This is a genomic window from Paraburkholderia sp. BL27I4N3 (genome assembly GCF_003386115.1).
Lineage (GTDB): Bacteria > Pseudomonadota > Gammaproteobacteria > Burkholderiales > Burkholderiaceae > Paraburkholderia.
The window spans coordinates 4561335-4584974 of record NZ_QREJ01000001.1 but is presented as its reverse complement, the minus strand read 5'-3'; the positions used below and the strand labels follow the sequence as shown (position 1 = coordinate 4584974).

The following is a 23640-nucleotide window of genomic DNA, read 5'->3' as shown; positions in this document are numbered from 1 at the left end:
TCGGCTGCTTGGGTATGAACAGCAGCGACGGCAAACGAAACCCGCCATCGCAATCCGGTGAATCCTACGGAACAGACTTGGCGCCCGATCCGCTTCCCCCACCAACTTCGCCCGCGACGGGGCTCCCATAAAGAGGGAAGACCGAGAGTATAACAAATAATCTCGGTCTTGCAAGCGAAATCTACTGCGATTTCAACAACTTCTACTACTTCGCGGCGTCAGATGACGCGAGCAGCCTCGACAAGGCGAGCCACAACCCAAGCTTTCGTCTTCGAAATCGGACGCGTTTCCTGGATTTCAACGAGGTCGCCCTCGTTGTACGTGTTCGCGTCGTCGTGCGCGTGGTACTTCTTCGAACGCACAACGTACTTGCCGTAGATCGGGTGCTTCACGCGGTGCTCAACCAGCACGGTGACCGTCTTGTCCATCTTGTTGCTGACGACCTTGCCGACCAGCGTCCGCTTGAGCGAGGTTTTTACGCTATCGTTCATTTCTGGTTCGCCTTCTCAGTCAGGACGGTCCGCACACGTGCGATGTCGCGACGAACCTTCTTCAGCTGGCTCGTGTTCGTGAGCTGCTGGGTCGCGAGTTGCATGCGCAGGCCGAATTGCGCCTTCAACAGGTCCGACAGCTCCTTGTTGAGCGCGGCCTGATCTTTCTGGTGAAGTTCGGATGCCTTCATCATTTGCTCCTTAGGCGCCGAGCTGACGCACGATAAACGTCGTCTTGAGCGGCAGCTTAGCTGCAGCCAGACGGAACGCTTCGCGTGCCAGCTCTTCGGTTACGCCGTCCATTTCGTACAGCATCTTGCCCGGTTGAATCTCTGCGACGTAGTACTCAGGGTTACCTTTACCGTTACCCATACGTACTTCAGCCGGCTTGTGCGAGATCGGCTTGTCCGGGAAGATGCGAATCCAGATGCGGCCACCACGCTTGATGTGACGCGTCATTGCACGACGTGCCGCTTCAATCTGGCGCGCGGTCAAGCGACCACGACCGATAGCCTTCAGGCCGAATTCACCGAACGACACCGCGTTGCCGCGGGTAGCGATACCGGTGTTACGACCCTTCTGCTCTTTGCGATACTTTCTGCGTTTCGGTTGCAGCATCGTTATTCTCCAGTCTTCCCGCCGTCGCCGGCACCGCCAGCACGACGAGGAGCGCCACGGCGTGCACCTGCCGGGCCACCACCTTCACCATCACGACGCGGACGGCGATCGCCACCCGGACGTGCGTTGCGGCGCGGACGCTTTTCTTCGGCGACTTCTTCAACCACCGGTGCGTCGTTGCGGCCGAGCGTGTCGCCCTTGTAGACCCACACCTTCACGCCGATGATGCCGTACGTTGTCTTCGCTTCCGAAGTTGCGTAGTCGATATCAGCACGCAGCGTATGAAGCGGCACGCGACCTTCGCGATACCATTCCGTACGAGCGATTTCGATACCGTTCAGGCGGCCAGCGCTCATGATCTTGATGCCTTGAGCACCCAGACGCATTGCGTTTTGCATCGCACGCTTCATCGCGCGGCGGAACATAATCCGGCGCTCGAGCTGTTGCGTGATCGAATCCGCGATCAGTTGCGCATCGGTTTCCGGCTTGCGGATTTCTTCGATGTTGACGTGAACCGGAACGCCCATACGCTTTTGCAGCTCGGACTTCAGCAGTTCAATGTCTTCACCCTTCTTACCGATCACGACACCCGGACGCGAGCTGAAAATCGTGATGCGGGCGTTCTTTGCAGGACGCTCGATCACAACGCGGCCGACGGACGCGTTCTTCAGCTTCTTCTTCAGGTATTCACGAACACCGATGTCTTCCTGCAACATCGCCGCGAAATTGTTGTTGTTCGCGTACCAACGCGACGCCCAATTGCGGCTGACGGCCAAACGGAAGCCAGTCGGATGAATTTTCTGTCCCATCGTATGACCCCTTAATTCCCGACCGTCACAGTGATGTGACAGGATTGCTTCTCGATGCGGTTACCGCGGCCTTTAGCGCGCGCGGTGAAACGCTTGAGCGACGCAGCCTTGTCGATGTAGATGCTCGTGATCTTGAGCTCATCGATATCGGCGCCTTCGTTATGCTCCGCATTCGCGATCGCCGACAGCACGACCTTTTTCACGATTCCCGCAGCCTTCTTCGGCGAGAACGTCAGAACGTTCAGCGCCTTGTCGACCGGCAAACCGCGGATCTGGTCAGCCACAAGGCGCGTTTTCTGCGCCGAGATGCGGGCACCGCGATGAATTGCTTTCACTTCCATCATGAGCCCCTTATTTCTTAGCCTTCTTGTCGGCTGCGTGACCCTTGAACGTACGGGTCAATGCAAACTCGCCAAGCTTGTGGCCGACCATGTTTTCCGAGATGTACACCGGAACGTGTTGACGGCCGTTATGAACGGCGATCGTCAGACCGATGAAATCCGGGAGGATCGTCGAACGGCGCGACCAGGTTTTGATCGGCTTCTTATCCCGCGAAGCTGCTGCCGCCTCAACTTTCTTCAGCAAATGGGCGTCGCAGAACGGACCTTTTTTTACAGAACGTGCCATTGCCTACTCCTTAACGCTTGTGACGGCGCTGGACGATCATGCTCGTCGTGCGCTTGTTGCTGCGGGTGCGATAACCCTTAGCAGGCGTGCCCCACGGGCTCACCGGATCGCGACCTGCAGCCGTCTTGCCTTCACCACCACCGTGCGGGTGATCGACCGGGTTCATTGCAACGCCACGCACCGTCGGGCGGATACCGCGCCAGCGGTTTGCGCCAGCCTTACCGATTTGACGGAGGCTATGCTCTTCGTTGCCAACTTCACCAATCGTCGCGCGGCACTCAACGTGGACGCGGCGGATTTCACCCGAGCGCAGGCGGACCTGTGCGTAGATGCCTTCACGAGCCAGCAGCATCGCCGACGTACCAGCCGAACGCGCCATTTGCGCGCCCTTGCCCGGCAGCATTTCGATGCAGTGAATCGTCGTACCGACCGGAATGTTGCGGATCGGCAGCGTGTTACCTGCGCGGATCGGAGCTTCCGAACCCGACATCAGTTGCTGGCCAACCGTCACACCCTTCGGAGCGATGATGTACTTGCGCTCGCCGTCTGCGTACAGAACCAGCGCGATGTTCGCGCTACGGTTCGGATCGTACTCAAGACGTTCGACCTTCGCTGCGATACCGTCCTTGTTACGGCGGAAATCGACGACGCGATAATGATGCTTGTGACCACCGCCCTTATGACGGGTGGTGATGTGACCGTTGTTATTACGGCCGGCGGTCGAGGATTGCGAGTCGAGCAGCGGTGCGTACGGCTTGCCCTTGTGCAGATCCTTGTTGACCACCTTGACCATCGCACGGCGACCCGGCGAAGTCGGCTTAACTTTAACGATTGCCATGATTACTTGGCCTCCGCTTCAAAGTTGATTTCCTGGCCGGGCTTCAGGCAGACGTACGCCTTCTTCACGTCCTTGCGCTTGCCCATGAAGCGGCCAAAGCGCTTGGCTTTGCCCTTCGAGACCAGCACGTTGACGGAATTGACTTCCACCTTGAACAGCAGCTCGACTGCAGCTTTCACTTCCTGCTTCGTGGCATCGGGCGCGACTTCGAACACAACTTGTTCGTTCTTGTCGGCCACCAGCGTCGCCTTTTCGGAGATCACCGGCGCGAGCAGGACCTGCATCAAACGATGATCGTTCTTGCGAATCTCGCTCATGACAGCAACTCCTCGATCTGGGCGACCGCAGCCTTCGTGATCAGGATCTTCTTGAAGTAGATCAGCGACAGCGGGTCGGCGTAACGCGGCTCGACAACTGCCACATGGGCCAGGTTGCGCGACGCGAGGTACAGGTTTTCGTCAACCGTGTCGGTAATCACCAGCACGGATTCGAGACCCATCGCCTTGAATTTTTCGGCCAGCAGCTTCGTCTTCGGCGCTTCGAGCGTCAGCTCGTCGACCACCGAGATGCGGCCTTCGCGGGCCAGCTGCGAGAAGATCGAGCAGAGACCTGCGCGATGCATCTTCTTGTTGACCTTGTGCGAAAAGTTTTCTTCCGGCGAATTCGGGAAGATACGGCCACCGCCGCGCCACAACGGGCTCGACGACATACCGGCACGGGCGCGGCCCGTACCCTTTTGGCGCCACGGCTTCTTGGTCGTGTGCTTAACTTGCTCACGGTCCTTCTGCGCGCGGTTGCCGCTGCGGGCATTCGCTTGATACGCCACTACTACCTGGTGAATCAGGGCTTCGTTGTAATCGCGGCCGAACACGACGTCCGACGCGCTAACGCCTGCACCTTCCTGACCATTGGCATTCAGGAGCTTAAGTTCCATTATTTCGCTCCTTTCACGGCACGCGTCTTCACGGCCGGCGTAACGAATACCTTGCCACCCTTCGCACCCGGAACGGCGCCCTTGACCAGCAACAGCTTGCGGTCAGCGTCGATACGAGCGATTTCGAGGTTTTGCACGGTTACCGTATCGTCACCCATGTGACCGGTCATGCGCTTACCCGGGAAAACACGCCCCGGATCCTGCGCCATACCGATCGAGCCCGGCACGTTGTGCGAGCGCGAGTTACCGTGCGATGCACGGCCGGATGCGAAGTTGTAACGCTTGATGGTACCGGCGTAGCCCTTACCGATCGACACGCCTTGCACGTCGACCTTCTGGCCTACTTCGAACAGGTCGGGACCGACCACGGTGCCGTTCGACAACTCGGCAGCCTTGGCAGCATCGATCTGGAATTCTTTGAGGATTTCACCGGCTTGAACACCGGCTTTGGCGAGATGACCGGCCAACGGCTTCGTCACGCGCGATGCACGGCGCGTACCGAATGCAACCTGCACGGCCGTGTAGCCGTCGGTTTCAACAGTCTTGATCTGCGTCACGCGGTTGTCGGACACGTCCAGCACGGTAACGGGAATCGAATCCCCTTCTGCCGTGAAGATACGGGTCATGCCAACCTTGCGACCTACGAGTCCAAGGCTCATCGTTTTCTCCATTCCCGACTGCGATTGGTCGGGGCTAATTTACAAAATGCCGGTGCCGTTTCGGGCGTGAAATCACGCTGCAGCACACCGACTTTTTTGCGCAAATGCGCGAAAAGCCCACTATTATAGCGAGGCTTTTCGTTTTCCGCAAGCAATCAATGACTTAGCGCTGCCTGGCACGCCAGGCAGCACTTTGAAGCTTTATTGCAGCTTAATTTCCACGTCCACGCCAGCTGGCAGGTCCAGCTTCATCAGTGCGTCAACGGTCTTGTCCGTCGGATCGACGATGTCCATCAGGCGTTGGTGCGTACGGATTTCGAGCTGATCGCGCGACGTCTTGTTGACGTGCGGCGAGCGCAGGATGTCGAAGCGTTGAATGCGGGTCGGCAGGGGCACCGGACCACGAACGATTGCGCCAGTCCGCTTTGCCGTGTCGACGATTTCAGCTGCCGATTGATCGATCAGGCGATAGTCGAAAGCCTTCAGGCGAATGCGGATTTTCTGGTTCTGCATGACAATTCCTTGGAAAAGAGCGAGGCGGTATTGCACCGCCAGACAATAAAAGAACGTAGAGCCGGACGCCCGCGGAGGGCCGGCGCCCGGCTCCGGGCACCACTTACAGCAAATACGTCAATCCGCGATTTTACTCGAGAATCTTGGCAACCACACCTGCGCCGACCGTACGGCCGCCTTCGCGGATTGCGAAGCGCAGACCTTCTTCCATCGCGATCGGGTTGATCAGCTTCACCGTGATCGACACGTTGTCGCCCGGCATGACCATTTCCTTGTCCTTCGGCAACTCGATCGAGCCCGTCACGTCCGTCGTACGGAAGTAGAACTGCGGACGATAGTTGTTGAAGAACGGCGTGTGACGGCCACCTTCGTCCTTGCTCAGCACGTACACTTCAGCCGTGAAGTGCGTGTGCGGGTTGATCGAACCCGGCTTGGCCAGCACCTGGCCACGCTCCACGTCTTCACGCTTCGTGCCGCGCAGCAGGATACCGACGTTGTCGCCTGCCTGACCCTGATCGAGCAGCTTGCGGAACATTTCCACGCCCGTGCAGGTCGTCTTCACCGTCGGCTTGATACCGACAATTTCGATTTCCTCGCCGACCTTCACGACGCCGCGCTCAACGCGACCCGTCACCACCGTGCCGCGACCCGAGATCGAGAACACGTCTTCCACCGGCATCAGGAACGCACCGTCAACTGCGCGCTCCGGCGTCGGGATGTACGTGTCCAGCGCGTCGGCCAGATTCATGATCGCCACTTCGCCCAGCTCGCCCTTGTCGCCTTCCAGCGCCAGCTTGGCCGAACCCTTGATGATCGGCGTGTCGTCGCCCGGGAAGTCGTACTTCGACAGAAGTTCGCGAACTTCCATCTCGACCAGCTCCAGCAGCTCAGCGTCGTCCACCATGTCGCACTTGTTCAGGAACACGATGATGTACGGCACGCCAACCTGACGCGCCAGCAGGATGTGCTCACGCGTTTGCGGCATCGGGCCGTCAGCGGCCGAACACACCAGGATCGCGCCGTCCATCTGCGCTGCGCCCGTGATCATGTTCTTCACATAGTCAGCGTGGCCCGGGCAGTCGACGTGTGCGTAGTGGCGGTTTGCCGTTTCGTACTCGACGTGTGCCGTGTTGATCGTGATACCACGTGCCTTTTCTTCCGGCGCCGCGTCGATCTGGTCGTATGCCTTCGCTTCGCCGCCAAACTTCTGCGTCAGAACCGTCGTGATCGCTGCCGTCAGCGTGGTCTTGCCGTGGTCAACGTGACCGATCGTGCCGACGTTCACGTGCGGCTTGGTCCGTTCGAATTTACCTTTAGCCATGTTTCTCTTCTTTCAAAAAGTTAATCGTTGAATGACTTTGCCGCGCGATTACTTCGACTTGGCGTTGATGATCGCTTCCGACACGTTACGCGGTGCTTCGGAGTAGTGCTTGAACTCCATCGTGTACGTTGCACGACCTTGGGTCAGCGAACGCAGCGACGTCGAGTAGCCGAACATTTCCGACAGCGGCACTTCGGCGCGAACGATCTTGCCTCCGCCAACCATGTCGTCCATGCCCTGAACGATACCGCGACGACCCGACAGGTCACCCATCACGTTGCCCATGTAATCTTCAGGCGTTTCGACTTCCACAGCCATCATCGGTTCGAGGATGACCGGTTGAGCCTTGCGCATTGCTTCCTTGAACGCCATCGAACCGGCCATGCGGAACGCATTTTCGTTCGAGTCAACGTCGTGGTACGAACCGAACGTCAGGTGAACCTTGACGTCGACGACCGGGAAGCCTGCCAGCACGCCTGCCTTCAGCGTTTCCTGGATACCCTTGTCCACCGCCGGGATGTATTCGCGCGGGATCACACCGCCCTTGATCTCGTCGAGGAACTCGTAGCCCTTGCCTTGCTCATTCGGCTCGAGCGTGATGACCGCGTGACCGTACTGGCCGCGACCACCCGACTGCTTGACGAACTTGCCGTCAACGTCTTCCGCCTTGCCGCGAATCGTTTCGCGGTACGCAACCTGCGGCTTGCCGACGGTCGCTTCCACGCCGAATTCGCGCTTCATACGGTCAACCAGAATTTCCAGGTGGAGCTCGCCCATGCCCGAAATAATGGTTTGGCCCGATTCTTCGTCCGTTTGAACGCGGAACGACGGATCTTCCTGTGCCAGACGGTTTAGCGCCAGACCCATCTTTTCCTGGTCGGGCTTCGTCTTCGGCTCAACAGCCTGCGAAATCACCGGCTCCGGGAAAATCATGCGTTCGAGCACGATCGGGCTTTGCGGATCGCACAGCGTGTCGCCGGTCGTCGCGTCTTTCAGGCCGACTGCAGCAGCGATGTCGCCTGCGCGGACTTCCTTGATTTCTTCGCGCTGGTTCGCGTGCATCTGCAGAATACGACCCAGACGTTCCTTCTTGTCTTTGGTCGCGTTCAGCACGGTGTCGCCCGAATTCACGACGCCCGAGTACACACGGAAGAAGATCAGCTGGCCGACGAACGGGTCGGTCATGATCTTGAATGCCAGTGCCGAGAACTTTTCGTCGTCGGCAGCGCGGCGCTCGCCCTTTTCACCGTTTTCCAGCTCGCCGGTAACCGGCGGGATGTCGATCGGCGACGGCAGGAAGTCGAGCACGGCGTCCAGCATGCGTTGCACGCCCTTGTTCTTGAACGCGGTGCCGCACAGCATCGGCTGGATTTCGCAAGCGATCGTACGGTCGCGCAGACCCTTGATGATTTCCGCTTCAGAGAGCTCGCCCTCTTCCAGGTACTTGTTCATCAGTTCTTCGCTCGACTCGGCAGCCGCTTCGATCATCTTCTCGCGCCACTCGTTGCAAGAGTCAGCCAATTCTGCCGGGATTTCTTCGTACGAGAACTTCGTGCCTTGGGACGCTTCGTCCCAAATGATCGCTTTCATCTTCAGCAGATCGACGACACCCGTGAAGTTTTCTTCCGCGCCGATAGGCACCACGACCGGAACCGGGTTCGCCTTCAGACGCAGCTTGAGCTGGTCGTAAACCTTGAAGAAGTTCGCGCCGGTACGGTCCATCTTGTTGATGAACGCGAGACGGGGAACCTTGTACTTGTTTGCCTGACGCCACACGGTTTCCGACTGGGGCTGAACGCCGCCCACAGCGCAGTACACCATGCACGCGCCGTCGAGCACGCGCATCGAGCGCTCGACTTCAATCGTGAAGTCGACGTGGCCCGGGGTGTCGATGATGTTGATGCGGTGCTCAGCGCGGTCGCCGGCCATGCCTTTCCAGAACGCCGTGGTAGCAGCGGACGTGATCGTGATGCCGCGTTCCTGCTCCTGCTCCATCCAGTCCATGGTGGCAGCGCCGTCGTGAACTTCACCAATCTTGTGGTTCACGCCGGTGTAGAACAAGATGCGCTCGGTCGTCGTCGTTTTGCCGGCGTCGATGTGAGCGCTAATACCGATGTTACGGTAGCGCTCGATAGGTGTCTTGCGAGCCACTTTGATCCTCTATTGGGATGACGCGATGCGAGAAAATACCCATCGCGCTGTAACACAAACGGGCGAGGCGCTTTGTAAGCGCACCCGCCCGGAATTTCTTTCCGTTTTTCCTGCTAAACCCGGGTTCGGGAAGCTTAGAAACGGAAGTGCGAGAACGCCTTGTTGGCTTCTGCCATCCGGTGAACTTCGTCGCGCTTCTTCATTGCGCCGCCACGGCCTTCGGCCGCTTCGGAAAGTTCACCTGCCAGACGCAGGGCCATCGACTTCTCGCTGCGCTTCTTCGCGGCTTCACGCAGCCAACGCATCGCCAATGCCATACGACGCGACGGGCGCACTTCGACCGGAACCTGATAGTTCGCACCACCAACGCGGCGGCTCTTAACTTCGACCACCGGCTTGACGTTGTTGAGCGCTACCGTGAACACTTCCAGCGGGTCCTTGCCACCCTTGGTCTGGATCTGTTCGAAAGCGCCGTAGACGATACGCTCGGCAACCGACTTCTTGCCTGAGAGCATCAGCACGTTCATGAACTTAGCTACATCAACGTTACCGAACTTCGGATCCGGCAACACTTCCCGCTTGGGGACTTCGCGACGACGCGGCATGTTTCTTCCTTTAACTTTTCAGTTGGAGCTACTTTTAGCCCCACGGTCACCAACTAACCCGATTCATCTCTAACGACTTACCAGCCTGGTCGGGTGACCACTTACTCGACAGCACCGGCGATTCCGGCACCACCGCTATTACCGCCTTTACAGGCGACCTGAAACTGCTGACCGGCTGATTACTTGCCAGCCTTGGCACGCTTCGCACCGTACTTCGAGCGAGCCTGCTTACGATCCTTGACGCCCTGGGTATCCAGCGAGCCGCGAACCATGTGATAACGCACACCCGGCAAGTCCTTCACACGGCCGCCGCGAATCAGCACGACCGAGTGTTCCTGCAGGTTGTGGCCTTCACCACCGATGTACGAAATCACTTCGAAGCCGTTCGTCAGACGAACCTTGGCAACCTTACGCAGTGCCGAGTTAGGCTTCTTAGGCGTCGTGGTGTACACACGGGTGCACACGCCGCGACGCTGGGGGCAGTCCTGCAAGGCCGGGCTCTTGCTCTTAGTCGTTTCCGACTGGCGGCCTTTGCGAACCAGTTGATTGATGGTTGGCATTGTTTATTCCTGAAATTGAACAAAATCGACGCATCTGTTTCCGGGCAAAGCAGAAACGATTGCGCATCGAACTTCCGGACCCAAGTGCCGATACACGAGTTAGCTACGCGCGCAGGCATTCCAAGAACCGGAACCTAGCATAATATTCCGAAAATACTAAGGGAGTCAACAGGTTGCGACGTTTCGCACCCCTGTCAACCCGCTCAAGCGCTCGCCGAGCGCTTAGTCGGCGGCGACGACTTCCAGCAATTCGTCGCCGAAACGGTCGAGTTTGCGTGCACCCATACCCGGAATGCCGCGCAAATCTTCAATCGAGTCGGGGCCGTTGCGGGCGATTTCCGCCAGGGTCGCGTCGTGGAAGATCACGTAGGCCGGCACGCCGTCGCTCTTCGCGGTTTCAGTGCGCCATGCGCGAAGCCGCTCCCAGCGCGCGCGTTCGCGCGGGCCCATGCCGATCGTCGGGTCGGCGCGCTCGCTGGTGCGGCCGGACGATTGCCGCGTGCGTGTAGGCTTCACATAGCGGCGCATTGTGACGTTCTGCTCACCTTTGAGCACCGGCTTGCTTGCCTCGGTCAGGACCAGCGAGCCAAATCCTTCATGGTCGACCGTCAGATAGCCGAACGCGACCAACTGACGGAACACAGCTCGCCACTCCGGTTCGCCTAGCGCCGAGCCGATGCCGAACGTGGTCAGCTTCTCGTGACCACGCTGCAGGATTTTCTCGTTACTGTTACCGCGCAGAATGTCGATCAGATGGCCGGCGCCGAAATGAAAGCCGCTTGCCCGCTGCGCGCGGAACACGCACGACAGCGCCATCCGCGCCTCGCGCGTCGCATCCCATGTGTCCGGCGGTTCAAGGCAGTTGTCGCAGTTGCCGCAAGGCTTGCTCGATTCACCGAAATACGCGAGCAGTCGCACTCGCCGGCAGGTCGCCGCTTCGCACAGCCCGAGCAACGCGTCCAGCTTGCCGGTCTGTACGCGTTTGTGCGCGTCGTCGGCGTCGGACTCGTCGATCATCTTGCGCTGCTGCACGACGTCGCCGAGACCGTAGGCCATCCAGGCGTTCGCCGGCATGCCGTCGCGGCCCGCACGCCCCGTTTCCTGGTAGTAACCTTCGACGCTCTTCGGCAAATCAAGGTGAGCGACGAAACGCACGTCCGGTTTGTCGATGCCCATGCCGAACGCGATGGTCGCGCACATCACAATCCCTTCCTCGCGCTGAAACATCTCCTGATGCTTCTGGCGGATTTCGAATTCCATGCCGGCGTGATACGGCAGCGCTCGCATGCCTTTTTCCTTCAACCATTCCGCCGTCTCTTCGACCTTCCGGCGCGACAGGCAATAGACGACGCCGGCGTCGGTCGTACCGTCCGGCTTCGAATGCTCCGCGCGAATGAAGTCCAGCAACTGCGTACGCGCATTGTCTTTTTCGACGATGCGATAACGGATGTTCGGTCGGTCGAAGCTCGACACGAAAATGCGCGCGTCATCCAGCGCGAGGCGATGGATGATCTCGTCGCGCGTGATTGCGTCAGCGGTGGCCGTAAGCGCGATCCGCGGCACGTTCGGGAATCGCTCGTGCAGCACCGACAACTGAATGTATTCCGGCCGGAAATCGTGCCCCCACTGCGACACGCAATGCGCTTCGTCGATGGCGAACAATCCGATGCGAGTGCGCTCCAGCAGTTCCTGGAACCGGGGAGTCATCAAACGCTCTGGCGCTACGTAGAGCAGATCGATTTCGCCTTCGCGCAATGCGCGCTCGGTCGCCATCGCCTCGGCGCTAGAGAGCGTCGAATTCAGATACGCAGCACGCACGCCCACTTCGGTGAGCGCGGCCACCTGATCCTGCATCAGCGCGATCAGCGGAGAAACGACGATGCCGGCGCCGAAGCCGCCTTCGCGGCGCACCAGCGACGGAATCTGATAGCAGAGGGACTTGCCGCCGCCCGTCGGCATCAACACGAGGCAGTCGCCGCCGTCGGCGACGTGCTCGACAATTTCGCCCTGCTGCCCTCTGAACGCGGGGTAACCGAAGACTTCGTTGAGAATTTCGAGCGGACGGGACATGAATTTGAGAGAAGCAGCGTGATGCCGGTGACACGAATTTTACCAACGCATTCGTGCTGCGCCCGCGCTTTGATGCAGCGTTAGCCGTTTGGCCGACTGATCCGCAAAAAATGCAAGAAAGAAGAACGCATAAAAAAAGCCGCTCAGTCGAAACTGAGCGGCTTCGCTGGCTGGTGAGCCCAAGCGGCTTACGCTGCCTGGACTGACTGACCTGAGCTTACTCGCCTGAGTGCTGCTGTTCGGCGGCCGGGGTTTCCGGCGTACCGAATTCGAACGACTCTTCCGCTGCGATCTGATCGAAACGCTCGCGGTCCGACAGCTCCTTGGTCTTGCGCGCCTTGTGGAACGCGAGACCCGTACCAGCCGGAATCAGACGGCCGACGATCACGTTTTCCTTCAGACCACGCAGGTCGTCGCGCTTGCCCATAATCGCCGCTTCGGTCAGCACGCGCGTCGTTTCCTGGAACGACGCCGCCGAGATGAACGAATCGGTCGACAACGAGGCCTTCGTGATACCGAGCAAGACGTTTTCGTACGTTGCCGGACGCTTGTCTTCCGCGATCATACGGTCGTTCTCGTCGAGCATATCCGACCGCTCGACCTGTTCGCCCGGGATGAAACGCGTATCGCCGTTGTCCGTAATCTGCACGCGGCGCAGCATCTGACGAACAATCACTTCAATGTGCTTGTCGTTGATCTTCACGCCTTGCAGACGGTACACGTCCTGCACTTCGTCCACGATGTAACGCGACAGCGCTTCGATACCTTGCAGACGCAAGATGTCGTGCGGATCGGCAGGACCGTCGACAATCATTTCGCCCTTGTTGACGACCTGACCATCGTGCACCAGAACCTGCTTTTCCTTCGCGATCAGGAACTCGTGCTGATTGCCGTCGAGGTCCGTGATAACGAGACGCTGCTTGCCCTTCGTGTCCTTACCGAACGACGTCGTACCCGTGACTTCCGCCAGGATACCTGCGTCCTTCGGCGAACGCGCTTCGAACAGCTCGGCCACACGCGGCAGACCACCGGTAATGTCACGCGTTTTCTGCGATTCAACCGGGATACGTGCCAGCACTTCACCGACCTGCACTTGCTGACCGTCCTTCACGGTGATCAGAGCGCCGACCTGGAAGCCGATCTGCACCGAGTGCTCGGTGTTCGGGATCTTGACTTCTTCGCCGTTCGCGTCGAGCAGCTTGACCTGCGGACGCACCGTCTTCGACGCTTGCGAACCACGACGCTTCACGTCGATCACGACCAGCGTGGACAGACCCGTCACATCGTCGATCTGCTTCGCAACGGTCACGCCTTCTTCGACGTTTTCGAACTTCACCGTACCGCCCCACTCGGTGATGATCGGACGCGTCAACGGATCCCACGTCGCCAGTTGCGTGCCGGCCTTGATCTGCGCGCCATCCAGTTGCAACAGCGTCGCGCCGTACGGCACCTTGTGACGTTCGCGCTCGCGACCGTGGTCGTCGGTGATCATCGCCTCGCCCGAACGCGAGATGACGATCTGCTCGCCCTTCGCGTTGGTGACGTAACGCATCGTTGCCGTGAAACGCACTGTACCGTTCGACTTCGCTTCAACCGACGAAGCCACTGCCGCACGCGACGCCGCACCACCGATGTGGAACGTACGCATCGTGAGCTGCGTGCCCGGTTCACCGATCGACTGAGCAGCGATCACGCCGACTGCTTCACCGACGTTGACCGACGAGCCACGACCCAAGTCGCGGCCGTAGCAGGCTGCGCACAGACCGTAACGCGTTTCGCAAGTCAGCGGCGTACGTACGCGCACTTCGTCGATGCCGAGGCGTTCGATTTCTTCGACCGCATCTTCGTCGAGCAACGTGCCCGTTTCGTACAGCGTTTCCTGCGATTCCGGATTGACGACGTCAGCCACCGTCACGCGACCCAGAATACGGTCACGCAGCGCTTCGACGACTTCACCGCCTTCGACCAACGCCTTCATGGCGACGCCGTTGGACGTACCGCAATCGTCCTCGACCACCACCAGATCCTGCGTCACGTCGACCAGACGACGCGTCAGGTAACCCGAGTTAGCCGTCTTCAGTGCCGTATCAGCCAGACCCTTACGTGCACCGTGGGTCGAGATGAAGTACTGCAACACGTTCAGGCCTTCACGGAAGTTCGCCGTAATCGGCGTCTCGATGATCGAGCCGTCCGGCTTCGCCATCAGGCCACGCATACCGGCCAGCTGACGAATCTGAACCGCGGAACCACGAGCACCCGAGTCCGCCATCATGTAAATCGAGTTGAACGATTCCTGACGCGTTTCGTTGCCGTCGCGATCCGTGACCGGTTCCGTCGACAGCTGCTCCATCATCGCCTTGCCGACCGCTTCCGACGTTGCCGACCAGATGTCGACCACGTTGTTGTAGCGCTCTTGCGACGTGACGAGACCCGACATGTACTGACGATCGTATTCCTTCACCTTCTTCGCGGCGTCGCCGACGATGGTTTCCTTCTGCGGCGGCACGAGCATGTCGTCGACGCAGATCGAGATACCAGCGCGCGTTGCCAGACGGAAACCCGACTGCATCAACTGGTCGGCGAAAATCACCGTTTCACGCAGACCGCACTTGCGGAATGCGGTGTTGATGAGGCGCGAGATTTCCTTCTTCTTCAGCGGCTTGTTGAGCACCGAGAACGGCAGGCCCGGCGGAAGGATTTCCGACAGGATTGCACGGCCGACGGTGGTCGGGTACAGCGTGATCTTCGGCACGAACGCCGGCGCACCTTCCGACTTGTCTTCGTTGTGGACCATTTCGGTGATCCGCACGTTGACGCGCGAGGCGAGCTCGACTTCCTTGTTCTCGTAAGCACGCAGCGCTTCCGAAACGCCGGTGAACGTCAGGCCTTCGCCCTTTGCGTTCACTGCTTCACGGGTCGCGTAGTACAAACCGAGCACGATATCCTGCGACGGCACGATCGACGGATCGCCGTTGGCCGGGAACAGGACGTTGTTCGACGCCAGCATCAGCGTGCGCGCTTCCATCTGCGCTTCCAGCGACAGCGGCACGTGAACAGCCATCTGGTCACCGTCGAAGTCGGCGTTGAACGCCGCGCAAACGAGCGGATGCAGCTGGATTGCCTTACCTTCGATCAGCACCGGCTCGAAAGCCTGAATGCCGAGACGGTGCAGCGTCGGCGCACGGTTCAGCATGACCGGATGTTCGCGAATGACTTCTTCGAGAATGTCCCACACCACCGGCGTCTGGTTCTCGACTTCCTTCTTCGCAGCCTTGATGGTGGTAGCGACACCCATCACTTCGAGCTTGTTGAAGATGAACGGCTTGAACAGTTCGAGCGCCATCAGCTTCGGCAGACCGCACTGATGCAGCTTGAGCGTCGGGCCGACCACGATCACCGAACGGCCCGAATAGTCAACGCGCTTACCGAGCAAGTTCTGACGGAAACGACCGCCCTTACCCTTGATCATGTCGGCGAGCGACTTCAGCGGACGCTTGTTCGCGCCGGTCATGGCCTTACCGCGACGACCGTTGTCGAGCAGCGAATCGACGGCTTCCTGCAGCATCCGCTTTTCGTTGCGGACGATGATTTCAGGCGCCTTCAGTTCGAGCAGACGCTTCAACCGGTTGTTACGGTTGATCACGCGGCGATACAGGTCGTTCAGGTCCGACGTCGCGAAACGGCCGCCATCCAGCGGCACCAGCGGACGCAGTTCCGGCGGCAGCACCGGCAGCACTTCGAGCACCATCCAGTCAGGCTTGATGCCCGAACGCTGGAAAGCCTCGAGCACCTTCAGGCGCTTCGCGTACTTCTTGATCTTCGCTTCCGAACCCGTGTTCTTGAGCTCGGTGCGCAGCATCTCGACCTGTTCGTCGATGTTGATCGCGCGCAGCAACTCGCGCACGCCTTCCGCGCCCATCTCGGCACGGAATTCGTCACCGTACTCTTCGACCTTGTTGTAGTAATCCTCTTCCGTCATGATCTGCCGCGCTTTCAGCGGCGTCATGCCCGGATCGATCACCACATACGCTTCGAAGTACAGCACGCGTTCGATGTCGCGCAGCGTCATGTCGAGCACCATGCCCAGACGCGACGGCAGCGACTTCAGGAACCAGATGTGCGCAACCGGCGAGGCCAGTTCGATGTGCCCCATCCGTTCGCGACGCACCTTCGCCAGCGTCACTTCGACGCCGCACTTCTCGCAGATCACGCCACGGTGCTTCAGGCGCTTGTACTTGCCGCAAAGGCATTCGTAGTCTTTGATCGGCCCGAAGATCTTCGCGCAGAACAAACCATCGCGTTCCGGCTTGAACGTCCGGTAGTTGATGGTTTCCGGCTTCTTCACTTCACCGAACGACCACGAACGGATCTTGTCCGGCGAAGCCAGACCGATCTTGATCGCGTCAAAAACTTCAGGCTGTTGGACTTGCTTGAATAGATCGAGCAGAGCTTTCATTGCTTTCTCTCCGTAGTCCGATTAGTTGCGGTCGAGGTCGATGTCGATACCGAGCGAGCGGATTTCCTTCACCAACACGTTGAAGGATTCCGGCATGCCGGCGTCGATCACGTGATCGCCCTTGACCAGGTTTTCATAAACCTTGGTCCGGCCTGTCACGTCGTCCGACTTCACCGTCAGCATTTCCTGCAGCACGTACGATGCGCCGTACGCTTCGAGCGCCCACACTTCCATTTCACCGAAACGCTGGCCACCGAATTGCGCCTTACCGCCCAACGGCTGCTGCGTCACGAGCGAGTACGGACCCGTGGAACGCGCGTGCATCTTGTCGTCGACCAAGTGGTGCAGCTTCAGGTAATGCATGTAGCCGACCGTCACCGTACGTTCGAACATTTCGCCCGTGCGGCCGTCGTACAGACGCACCTGATTCTTCGACGGCGTCATGCCGAGGTTCTTCGCGATGTCGTCCGGGAATGCCAGATCCAGCGCGCGCGACATTTCTTCTTCCGTCGCACCGTCGAACACCGGCGTAGCGAACGGCACGCCTTCGCGCAGGTTCTTCGCCAGTTCGACGATCTCGTCGTCCGTGAAGCTGTCCAGCTCTTCAGCGCGGCCCGACTCGTTGTAGATCTTGGTCAGGAATTCGCGCAGTTCTGCGATCTTCGCCTGACGCTGCAGCATTTCGCCGATACGCCAGCCGAGACCCTTCGCGGCCCAACCCAGATGCACTTCGAGAACCTGCCCCACGTTCATCCGCGACGGCACGCCGAGCGGGTTCAGAACGACGTCAGCCGGACGGCCGTCGGCCATGTACGGCATGTCTTCGATCGGAACGATCTTCGACACGACACCCTTGTTACCGTGACGGCCGGCCATCTTGTCGCCAGGCTGCAGGCGGCGCTTGACTGCCAGATACACCTTGACCATCTTCAACACGCCCGGCGGCAGTTCGTCGCCTTGCGTGAGCTTCTTGCGCTTTTCTTCGAACGCCAGATCGAACTGGTGACGCTTCTGTTCGATCGAGTCCTTGATAGCTTCGAGCTGTGCCGCTGCTTCTTCGTCCGCGAGGCGGATGTCGAACCAGTGGTAGTGATCCAGATCTTGCAGGTAAGCCTGTTCGATCTTCGTGCCCTTGGCCAGTTTCTTCGGACCGCCGTTCGCGACCTTGCCGTCGAGCATACGTGCGAGACGCTGGAATGCGTCGCCTTCCACGATACGCAGCTGGTCGTTCAGGTCGAGGCGATAGCGCTTCAGTTCATCGTCGATGATCTGTTGCGCGCGCTTGTCGCGCTGAATGCCTTCACGCGTGAACACTTGAACGTCGATCACCGTGCCGCTCATGCCCGACGGCACGCGCAGCGACGTGTCCTTCACGTCCGAAGCCTTTTCACCGAAGATCGCGCGCAGCAGCTTTTCTTCCGGCGTCAGTTGGGTTTCGCCCTTCGGCGTGACCTTACCGACCAGCACGTCGCCTGCTTCGACTTCAGCGCCGATGTAGACGATGCCCGACTCATCGAGACGGCCGAGTTGCACTTCAGCCAGGTTCGAGATGTCGCGCGTGATTTCTTCCGGTCCGAGCTTCGTATCGCGAGCTACGACGTTCAGTTCTTCGATGTGGATCGACGTGTAACGGTCGTCGGCAACCACCTTCTCCGAGATCAAAATCGAGTCTTCGAAGTTGTAACCGTTCCACGGCATGAACGCGACCAGCATGTTCTGGCCGAGAGCCAGTTCGCCGAGGTCGGTCGATGCGCCATCAGCCAGCACGTCGCCACGCGACACGATGTCGCCGACCTTCACGATCGGGCGCTGGTTGATGTTCGTGTTCTGGTTCGAACGCGTGTACTTGATCAGGTTGTAGATGTCCACGCCGACGTCGCCAGCAACGGCTTCATCGTCGTTCACGCGGATCACCATACGGCCTGCGTCGACGTAATCGACCACACCGCCACGGAATGCCTGAACCGTCGTACCCGAGTCGACTGCCACCGTGCGCTCGATACCCGTACCGACCACGGCCTTTTCAGGACGCAGACACGGCACAGCCTGACGCTGCATGTTCGAACCCATCAATGCGCGGTTCGCGTCATCGTGCTCGAGGAACGGAATCAGCGATGCTGCCACCGACACGATCTGCGACGGCGCCACGTCCATGTACTGGATGCGGTCCGGCGTAACCATCAGCGTTTCGCCAGCTTCACGCGACGACACCAGTTCGTCGGTCAGCGAGCCGTCTTCGGCCACGGCCGCGTTCGCCTGAGCGATCACGTAACGGCCTTCTTCGATCGCCGACAGATAGTCGATCTGATCGGTCACCTTGCTGTCCACAACCTTGCGATACGGCGTTTCGAGGAAGCCGTATTCGTTCAGGTGCGCGTACAGTGCGAGCGAGTTGATCAGGCCGATGTTCGGACCTTCCGGCGTTTCAATCGGACACACGCGACCGTAGTGAGTCGGGTGCACGTCGCGGACTTCAAAGCCAGCGCGTTCACGCGTCAAACCGCCCGGGCCAAGAGCCGAAACACGGCGCTTGTGGGTGATTTCCGACAGCGGGTTCGTTTGGTCCATGAACTGCGACAGCTGCGACGAACCGAAGAACTCGCGAATCGCCGACGAAATCGGCTTCGAGTTGATCAGGTCGTGCGGCATCAGGTTTTCGCTTTCGGCTTGGCCGAGGCGTTCCTTCACAGCACGTTCGACACGCACGAGACCTGCGCGGAACTGGTTTTCCGCCAGTTCACCGACGCAACGCACACGACGATTGCCCAAGTGGTCGATGTCGTCGACTTCGCCCTTGCCGTTGCGCAGTTCGACCAGGATCTTGATCGTGGCGAGGATGTCGTCGTCTTGCAACGTCATCGGACCGACGATTTCGTCGCGGCCGACACGGCGATTGAACTTCATACGACCCACCTTGGACAGGTCGTATGCGTCTTCGCTGTAGAACAGACGGTTGAACAGCGCCTCGACCGCTTCTTCGGTCGGCGGTTCGCCCGGACGCATCATGCGGTAGATCGCGATGCGCGCGGCCATCTTGTCCGCGGTTTCGTCGATACGCAGCGTCGACGAGATGTACGGACCTTGATCCAGATCGTTCGTGTAGAGCGTCTGGATATCTTTGATCTTCGACTCGCGCAGCTTCTCGAGCACGGTTTCCGTGATTTCGTCGTTCGCGTTAGCGATGACTTCACCCGTGTCGCCGTCGACGACGTTCTTTGCCAGCACGCGGCCGAGCAAATAGTCTTCCGGGACCGAGATGAACTTGGTCTTGGCGTTGTCGAGATCGCGAATGTGCTTCGCGTTGATCCGCTTGTCCTTCTGGACGATCACGTTGCCATCACGGTCCGTGATGTCGAAACGCGCGACTTCACCACGCAGACGCTCGGGCACGAATTCCATCTGCGCGCCTTCCGGCATCAGCGTGAAATTGTCGAACACGAAGAAGTTTGCGAGGATCTGTTCCGGCGTGAGGCCGATTGCCTTCAGCAGGATCGTGACCGGCATCTTGCGGCGACGGTCGACGCGGAAGTACAGCACGTCCTTCGGGTCGAACTCGAAGTCGAGCCACGAACCGCGGTAAGGAATGATACGTGCCGAGAACAGGAGCTTGCCCGAGCTGTGCGTCTTGCCCTTGTCGTGCTCGAAGAACACGCCCGGCGAACGGTGCAGCTGCGAAACGATCACACGTTCCGTGCCGTTGATGACGAACGAACCCGTCGGCGTCATGAGCGGAATTTCGCCCATGTACACTTCCTGTTCCTTCACTTCCTTGACGACCGGCTTGCTCGGCGATTCCTTGTCGAGCAGCACCAGGCGCACTTTCGCGCGCAGGGCCGAACAGTACGTCAAACCGCGCTGCTGACATTCCTTGATGTTGAATGCCGGCGGCGACAGCATGTAGCTGACGAACTCTAGACGAGCGAACCCGTTATGCGAAACAATCGGAAAAACGGAGGTAAACGCAGCTTGCAGGCCTTCCGGCTTGCGTTGCGTGGACGACGTGTCTGCTTGCAGAAACGTGCTGAATGATTCAAGCTGGGTAGCCAGCAGGAAAGGTACTTGGTGAACGATGGGGCGCTTCGCAAAACTCTTGCGAATACGCTTCTTCTCGGTGAAGGAATATTGCATACGATCTCCGAATCACGGCGGGCATTGTTGTCGAGGCAGGATACCTTGATGAGACAACCCGAGTGTTCACCGACTGAGACCCGATGGCCGTCCGATGGCTTGAACGAGCCTAGAAGCTTGGTGGTTGGCCGCTACCAACCGCTGGCTGACGGCAGCGGATGCCTATGTTGCCCGCTACCCGACCAAACTTGCCTTCTGCAGTCGCTTCAGAAGACAAAGAGAAGCGCCGGTCAATGTTGCCGAATGGCGATTTTCTTTGGCTTCTGGGGCACCGGTTCTTGCCGAAACTGGCAGGCAAAAACGCTGTCCCCACAAAGCACAAAAAGGCCGGCGGTGGAAAACCGCCAGCCTTCGCACAGCGCGCTGAAACTTACTTGATTTCAGCTTTCGCGCCGGCTTCTTCCAGCTTCTTCTTGGCTTCTTCAGCAGCAGCCTTCGGTACCGATTCCTTAACAGGCTTCGGTGCGCCGTCGACCAAGTCCTTCGCTTCCTTCAGGCCGAGACCCGTCAGTTCACGAACAGCCTTAATGACCGAAACCTTGTTCGCGCCGACTTCCGTCAGGTTGACCGTGAATTCGGTTTGCTCTTCAGCAGCAGCAGCAGCGCCGCCGCCTGCCGGGCCTGCCACTGCAACAGCAGCTGCCGACACGCCAAACTTTTCTTCGAACGCCTTGACCAGCTCGTTCAGTTCCAGAACCGACATCGAGCTTACTGCCTCGAGGATGTCTTCTTTTGCGATTGCCATTTGAAATACTCCTAAATTGAATTCGGATACAGCCAGCGATCAATCACGCTCAACTGAAGTGCATTACGCAGCGGTTTCTTCGCTTTGTTTCTTTTCTGCCAGCGCGGCCAGAGCGCGCGCAAAGCCAGAAACAGGTGCCTGCATAACGTACAACAGCTTGGAGAGCAGTTCTTCGCGGCTCGGGATGTTTGCCAGCGCTTGCACGCCAGCCTTGTCCATCACCTTGCCTTCGTAGGAACCGGCCTTGATGATCAACTTGTCATTGGTTTTGCCGAAGTCGTTGACGACCTTAGCAGCAGCAATTGCATCTTCCGAGATGCCGTAGATCAGCGGACCAGTCATCTGCTCTGCCAGCGGAGCAAACGGGGTACCTTCGACAGCGCGACGCGCCAGCGTGTTTTTCAACACGCGAAGGTAAACCTGTTGCTCACGCGCTTTCGCGCGCAGCTTGGTCAGATCGCCAACCGCGATTCCACGATACTCAGCCAGAACCACGGTCTGAGCTTTCGCGACTTGCGCGGCAACCTCAGCGACGACGGCCTGCTTGCTTTCTTTGTTAAGTGGCACGGTTAACCTCCAGATTCGATACACGCGGCGTGCGCCTTGTGTACCGCGTTCAATAACGGCGTCCGACCAGTCAGGAGTATTTCGACCGCCTGAGCCCCGCATTGCTGCGGATATCAACCGGCTTCATCACTACAAAACCTTTTCGGGTTCGCCATCTGCGTTGGCTTTACATTAAGGACGCGCCTACCAGCTGCGCACCCGCCAACGGTCTTTGACAACCGGTCGCTCGATGCAGACTGCCACCTTACGACCGCCCAAAGCCCATAAAACCGCCCCGACTCACGTCGAGGCGATGAAATTCATTACTGTGCAGCGATCGATGCCTGGTCGACGCGAACGCCGACGCCCATCGTGCTCGACAGCGCTACCTTACGCAGGTAGACACCCTTGCTCGTTGCCGGCTTCGCCTTTTGCAGCGCGTCGACGAGAGCGTTCAGGTTGCTACGCAGAGCTGTCGGCTCGAAGGAAGCACGGCCGATGGTAGCGTGGATGATACCGGCCTTGTCGACGCGAAATTGCACCTGACCAGCCTTAGCGTTCTTGACGGCAGTCGCGACGTCCGGCGTGACCGTACCGACCTTCGGGTTCGGCATCAGGCCGCGCGGGCCGAGGATCTGGCCGAGCGTACCGACAACGCGCATCGTGTCCGGCGAAGCGATCACAATGTCGAAGTCCAACTTGCCAGCCTTGACTTGTTCAGCCAGGTCTTCCATACCGACCACTTCTGCGCCGGCTGCACGAGCTTGCTCAGCCTTTTCGCCCTGTGCGAACACTGCGACGCGAACCGACTTACCCGTACCAGCCGGCAGCACGACCGAGCCACGAACCACTTGGTCCGACTTCTTCGCGTCGATGCCGAGTTGCACTGCGACGTCGATCGACTCGTCGAACTTCGCGCTTGCACATTCCTTCACGAGCGACAGAGCTTCGTCGATTGCGTACAGCTTTTGACGATCAACCTTGGCTGCAAATGCTTGCAGACGCTTTGAAAGCTTAGCCATTTACACGCCCTCCACGGTGATGCCCATCGAGCGGGCGCTACCAGCGATCGTACGAACCGCTGCGTCAAGATCAGCTGCCGTCAGATCGGGCATCTTGGTCTTGGCGATATCTTCAGCCTGAGCGCGGGTGATCTTACCGACCTTGTCGGTATGCGGCTTGCTCGAACCCTTATCGATCTTTGCTGCCTTCTTGATCAGAACCGTTGCCGGCGGCGTCTTCAGAACGAACGTGAAGCTCTTGTCCGCAAACGCAGTGATCACGACCGGAGTCGGCAGACCTGGCTCCAGTGCTTGAGTCTGCGCGTTGAACGCCTTGCAGAACTCCATGATGTTCAGGCCGCGTTGACCCAGTGCCGGGCCGACCGGCGGCGACGGATTGGCTTTACCTGCAGGAATCTGCAGCTTGATAAAGCCGATAATTTTCTTTGCCATGTTGAAAACCTCTTTGGAACACCGCACGGGTACATGCGGACGTTCAGTGAGTAGTAGCGCGCGTTCGCCAAAAAATCGGCTACTTACGCTCCTCAACGGTCATTACGCGGACCGT

At 59.1% G+C, this 23640-nt stretch carries 22 protein-coding genes; all 22 read right to left on the bottom strand.

Annotated elements, in window-relative coordinates:
- Nucleotides 1-218: 218 nt before the first annotated feature.
- The 22 genes from rpsQ to rplK all read right to left on the bottom strand — a co-directional run bounded on the left by rpsQ (nt 219) and on the right by rplK (nt 23525).
- Nucleotides 219-491, bottom strand: a complete 273-nt coding sequence (rpsQ, locus tag B0G71_RS20750; RefSeq protein ID WP_007180129.1) for a 30S ribosomal protein S17 — start codon at nt 489-491, stop codon at nt 219-221.
- Entirely contained in the window at nt 488-682 is a 195-nt protein-coding gene (rpmC, locus tag B0G71_RS20745; protein WP_007180130.1) for a 50S ribosomal protein L29, read from the bottom strand. The genes rpsQ and rpmC overlap by 4 nt, the downstream gene beginning before the upstream one ends.
- A 10-nt stretch (nt 683-692) precedes the next feature.
- On the bottom strand, nt 693-1109 hold the full coding sequence (rplP, locus tag B0G71_RS20740) for a 50S ribosomal protein L16 (protein WP_007180131.1): 417 nt from the start codon (nt 1107-1109) through the stop codon (nt 693-695).
- A gap of 2 nt (nt 1110-1111) precedes the next feature.
- Nucleotides 1112-1918 carry a 30S ribosomal protein S3 gene (rpsC, locus tag B0G71_RS20735; RefSeq protein ID WP_007180132.1) on the bottom strand — a complete coding sequence of 269 codons (807 nt, stop codon included), beginning with the start codon at nt 1916-1918 and terminating at the stop codon, nt 1112-1114.
- Between the two features lie 11 nt (nt 1919-1929).
- Nucleotides 1930-2262, bottom strand: coding sequence for a 50S ribosomal protein L22 (rplV, locus tag B0G71_RS20730; RefSeq protein WP_007180133.1), 333 nt, complete (start codon nt 2260-2262; stop codon nt 1930-1932).
- Nucleotides 2263-2269: 7 nt separating this feature from the next.
- Nucleotides 2270-2545 carry a 30S ribosomal protein S19 gene (gene rpsS / locus B0G71_RS20725; RefSeq protein ID WP_004199273.1) on the bottom strand — a complete coding sequence of 92 codons (276 nt, stop codon included), beginning with the start codon at nt 2543-2545 and terminating at the stop codon, nt 2270-2272.
- Nucleotides 2546-2555: 10 nt separating this feature from the next.
- Nucleotides 2556-3383, bottom strand: coding sequence for a 50S ribosomal protein L2 (gene rplB / locus B0G71_RS20720; protein ID WP_106284141.1), 828 nt, complete (start codon nt 3381-3383; stop codon nt 2556-2558).
- A 2-nt stretch (nt 3384-3385) separates the two neighbouring features.
- Complete coding sequence (gene rplW / locus B0G71_RS20715; RefSeq protein WP_007180135.1) at nt 3386-3700, bottom strand: 50S ribosomal protein L23; 315 nt, start codon at nt 3698-3700, stop codon at nt 3386-3388.
- A complete protein-coding gene (gene rplD / locus B0G71_RS20710) occupies nt 3697-4317 on the bottom strand; it encodes a 50S ribosomal protein L4 (RefSeq protein ID WP_106284140.1) in 621 nt (206 codons plus the stop codon). The genes rplW and rplD overlap by 4 nt, the downstream gene beginning before the upstream one ends.
- Nucleotides 4317-4976, bottom strand: a complete 660-nt coding sequence (gene rplC, locus B0G71_RS20705; protein ID WP_007180137.1) for a 50S ribosomal protein L3 — start codon at nt 4974-4976, stop codon at nt 4317-4319. Before rplC ends, rplD begins: the two co-directional genes overlap by 1 nt.
- A 201-nt stretch (nt 4977-5177) precedes the next feature.
- Entirely contained in the window at nt 5178-5489 is a 312-nt protein-coding gene (gene rpsJ / locus B0G71_RS20700) for a 30S ribosomal protein S10 (RefSeq protein ID WP_006998489.1), read from the bottom strand.
- A 130-nt stretch (nt 5490-5619) separates the two neighbouring features.
- A complete protein-coding gene (gene tuf / locus B0G71_RS20695) occupies nt 5620-6810 on the bottom strand; it encodes an elongation factor Tu (protein ID WP_012434572.1) in 1191 nt (396 codons plus the stop codon).
- Between the two features lie 48 nt (nt 6811-6858).
- Nucleotides 6859-8961, bottom strand: coding sequence for an elongation factor G (fusA, locus tag B0G71_RS20690; protein WP_012434573.1), 2103 nt, complete (start codon nt 8959-8961; stop codon nt 6859-6861).
- Between the two features lie 134 nt (nt 8962-9095).
- Nucleotides 9096-9566, bottom strand: coding sequence for a 30S ribosomal protein S7 (gene rpsG, locus B0G71_RS20685; protein ID WP_006053291.1), 471 nt, complete (start codon nt 9564-9566; stop codon nt 9096-9098).
- A gap of 179 nt (nt 9567-9745) precedes the next feature.
- A complete protein-coding gene (gene rpsL / locus B0G71_RS20680; RefSeq protein ID WP_012434574.1) occupies nt 9746-10126 on the bottom strand; it encodes a 30S ribosomal protein S12 in 381 nt (126 codons plus the stop codon).
- Nucleotides 10127-10348: 222 nt separating this feature from the next.
- Nucleotides 10349-12196, bottom strand: coding sequence for a DNA helicase RecQ (recQ, locus tag B0G71_RS20675; RefSeq protein ID WP_116143833.1), 1848 nt, complete (start codon nt 12194-12196; stop codon nt 10349-10351).
- Nucleotides 12197-12413: 217 nt separating this feature from the next.
- Entirely contained in the window at nt 12414-16652 is a 4239-nt protein-coding gene (rpoC, locus tag B0G71_RS20670; RefSeq protein ID WP_106284138.1) for a DNA-directed RNA polymerase subunit beta', read from the bottom strand.
- A 21-nt stretch (nt 16653-16673) separates the two neighbouring features.
- Nucleotides 16674-20780 (bottom strand): DNA-directed RNA polymerase subunit beta, encoded by a 4107-nt coding sequence (gene rpoB / locus B0G71_RS20665; RefSeq protein WP_106284137.1) that lies wholly within the window; start codon nt 20778-20780, stop codon nt 16674-16676.
- Between the two features lie 370 nt (nt 20781-21150).
- Nucleotides 21151-21525 carry a 50S ribosomal protein L7/L12 gene (gene rplL / locus B0G71_RS20660; protein WP_011490060.1) on the bottom strand — a complete coding sequence of 125 codons (375 nt, stop codon included), beginning with the start codon at nt 21523-21525 and terminating at the stop codon, nt 21151-21153.
- A 63-nt stretch (nt 21526-21588) separates the two neighbouring features.
- Entirely contained in the window at nt 21589-22092 is a 504-nt protein-coding gene (rplJ, locus tag B0G71_RS20655; protein WP_116143831.1) for a 50S ribosomal protein L10, read from the bottom strand.
- A gap of 302 nt (nt 22093-22394) precedes the next feature.
- Nucleotides 22395-23093 carry a 50S ribosomal protein L1 gene (rplA, locus tag B0G71_RS20650; RefSeq protein WP_007180145.1) on the bottom strand — a complete coding sequence of 233 codons (699 nt, stop codon included), beginning with the start codon at nt 23091-23093 and terminating at the stop codon, nt 22395-22397.
- Nucleotides 23094-23525, bottom strand: a complete 432-nt coding sequence (gene rplK / locus B0G71_RS20645; protein ID WP_012434578.1) for a 50S ribosomal protein L11 — start codon at nt 23523-23525, stop codon at nt 23094-23096.
- Between the last annotated feature and the right edge of the window lie 115 nt (nt 23526-23640).

Bases quoted from the DNA above. Each gene is read 5' to 3' on its own strand.
- rpsQ (WP_007180129.1), bottom strand. From the start codon at position 491: ATGAACGATAGCGTAAAAACCTCGCTCAAGCGGACGCTGGTCGGCAAG.
- rpmC (WP_007180130.1), bottom strand. From the start codon at position 682: ATGAAGGCATCCGAACTTCACCAGAAAGATCAGGCCGCGCTCAACAAG.
- rplP (WP_007180131.1), bottom strand. From the start codon at position 1,109: ATGCTGCAACCGAAACGCAGAAAGTATCGCAAAGAGCAGAAGGGTCGT.
- rpsC (WP_007180132.1), bottom strand. From the start codon at position 1,918: ATGGGACAGAAAATTCATCCGACTGGCTTCCGTTTGGCCGTCAGCCGC.
- rplV (WP_007180133.1), bottom strand. From the start codon at position 2,262: ATGATGGAAGTGAAAGCAATTCATCGCGGTGCCCGCATCTCGGCGCAG.
- rpsS (WP_004199273.1), bottom strand. From the start codon at position 2,545: ATGGCACGTTCTGTAAAAAAAGGTCCGTTCTGCGACGCCCATTTGCTG.
- rplB (WP_106284141.1), bottom strand. From the start codon at position 3,383: ATGGCAATCGTTAAAGTTAAGCCGACTTCGCCGGGTCGCCGTGCGATG.
- rplW (WP_007180135.1), bottom strand. From the start codon at position 3,700: ATGAGCGAGATTCGCAAGAACGATCATCGTTTGATGCAGGTCCTGCTC.
- rplD (WP_106284140.1), bottom strand. From the start codon at position 4,317: ATGGAACTTAAGCTCCTGAATGCCAATGGTCAGGAAGGTGCAGGCGTT.
- rplC (WP_007180137.1), bottom strand. From the start codon at position 4,976: ATGAGCCTTGGACTCGTAGGTCGCAAGGTTGGCATGACCCGTATCTTC.
- rpsJ (WP_006998489.1), bottom strand. From the start codon at position 5,489: ATGCAGAACCAGAAAATCCGCATTCGCCTGAAGGCTTTCGACTATCGC.
- tuf (WP_012434572.1), bottom strand. From the start codon at position 6,810: ATGGCTAAAGGTAAATTCGAACGGACCAAGCCGCACGTGAACGTCGGC.
- rpsG (WP_006053291.1), bottom strand. From the start codon at position 9,566: ATGCCGCGTCGTCGCGAAGTCCCCAAGCGGGAAGTGTTGCCGGATCCG.
- rpsL (WP_012434574.1), bottom strand. From the start codon at position 10,126: ATGCCAACCATCAATCAACTGGTTCGCAAAGGCCGCCAGTCGGAAACG.
- recQ (WP_116143833.1), bottom strand. From the start codon at position 12,196: ATGTCCCGTCCGCTCGAAATTCTCAACGAAGTCTTCGGTTACCCCGCG.
- rpoC (WP_106284138.1), bottom strand. From the start codon at position 16,652: ATGAAAGCTCTGCTCGATCTATTCAAGCAAGTCCAACAGCCTGAAGTT.
- rpoB (WP_106284137.1), bottom strand. From the start codon at position 20,780: ATGCAATATTCCTTCACCGAGAAGAAGCGTATTCGCAAGAGTTTTGCG.
- rplL (WP_011490060.1), bottom strand. From the start codon at position 21,525: ATGGCAATCGCAAAAGAAGACATCCTCGAGGCAGTAAGCTCGATGTCG.
- rplA (WP_007180145.1), bottom strand. From the start codon at position 23,093: ATGGCTAAGCTTTCAAAGCGTCTGCAAGCATTTGCAGCCAAGGTTGAT.
- rplK (WP_012434578.1), bottom strand. From the start codon at position 23,525: ATGGCAAAGAAAATTATCGGCTTTATCAAGCTGCAGATTCCTGCAGGT.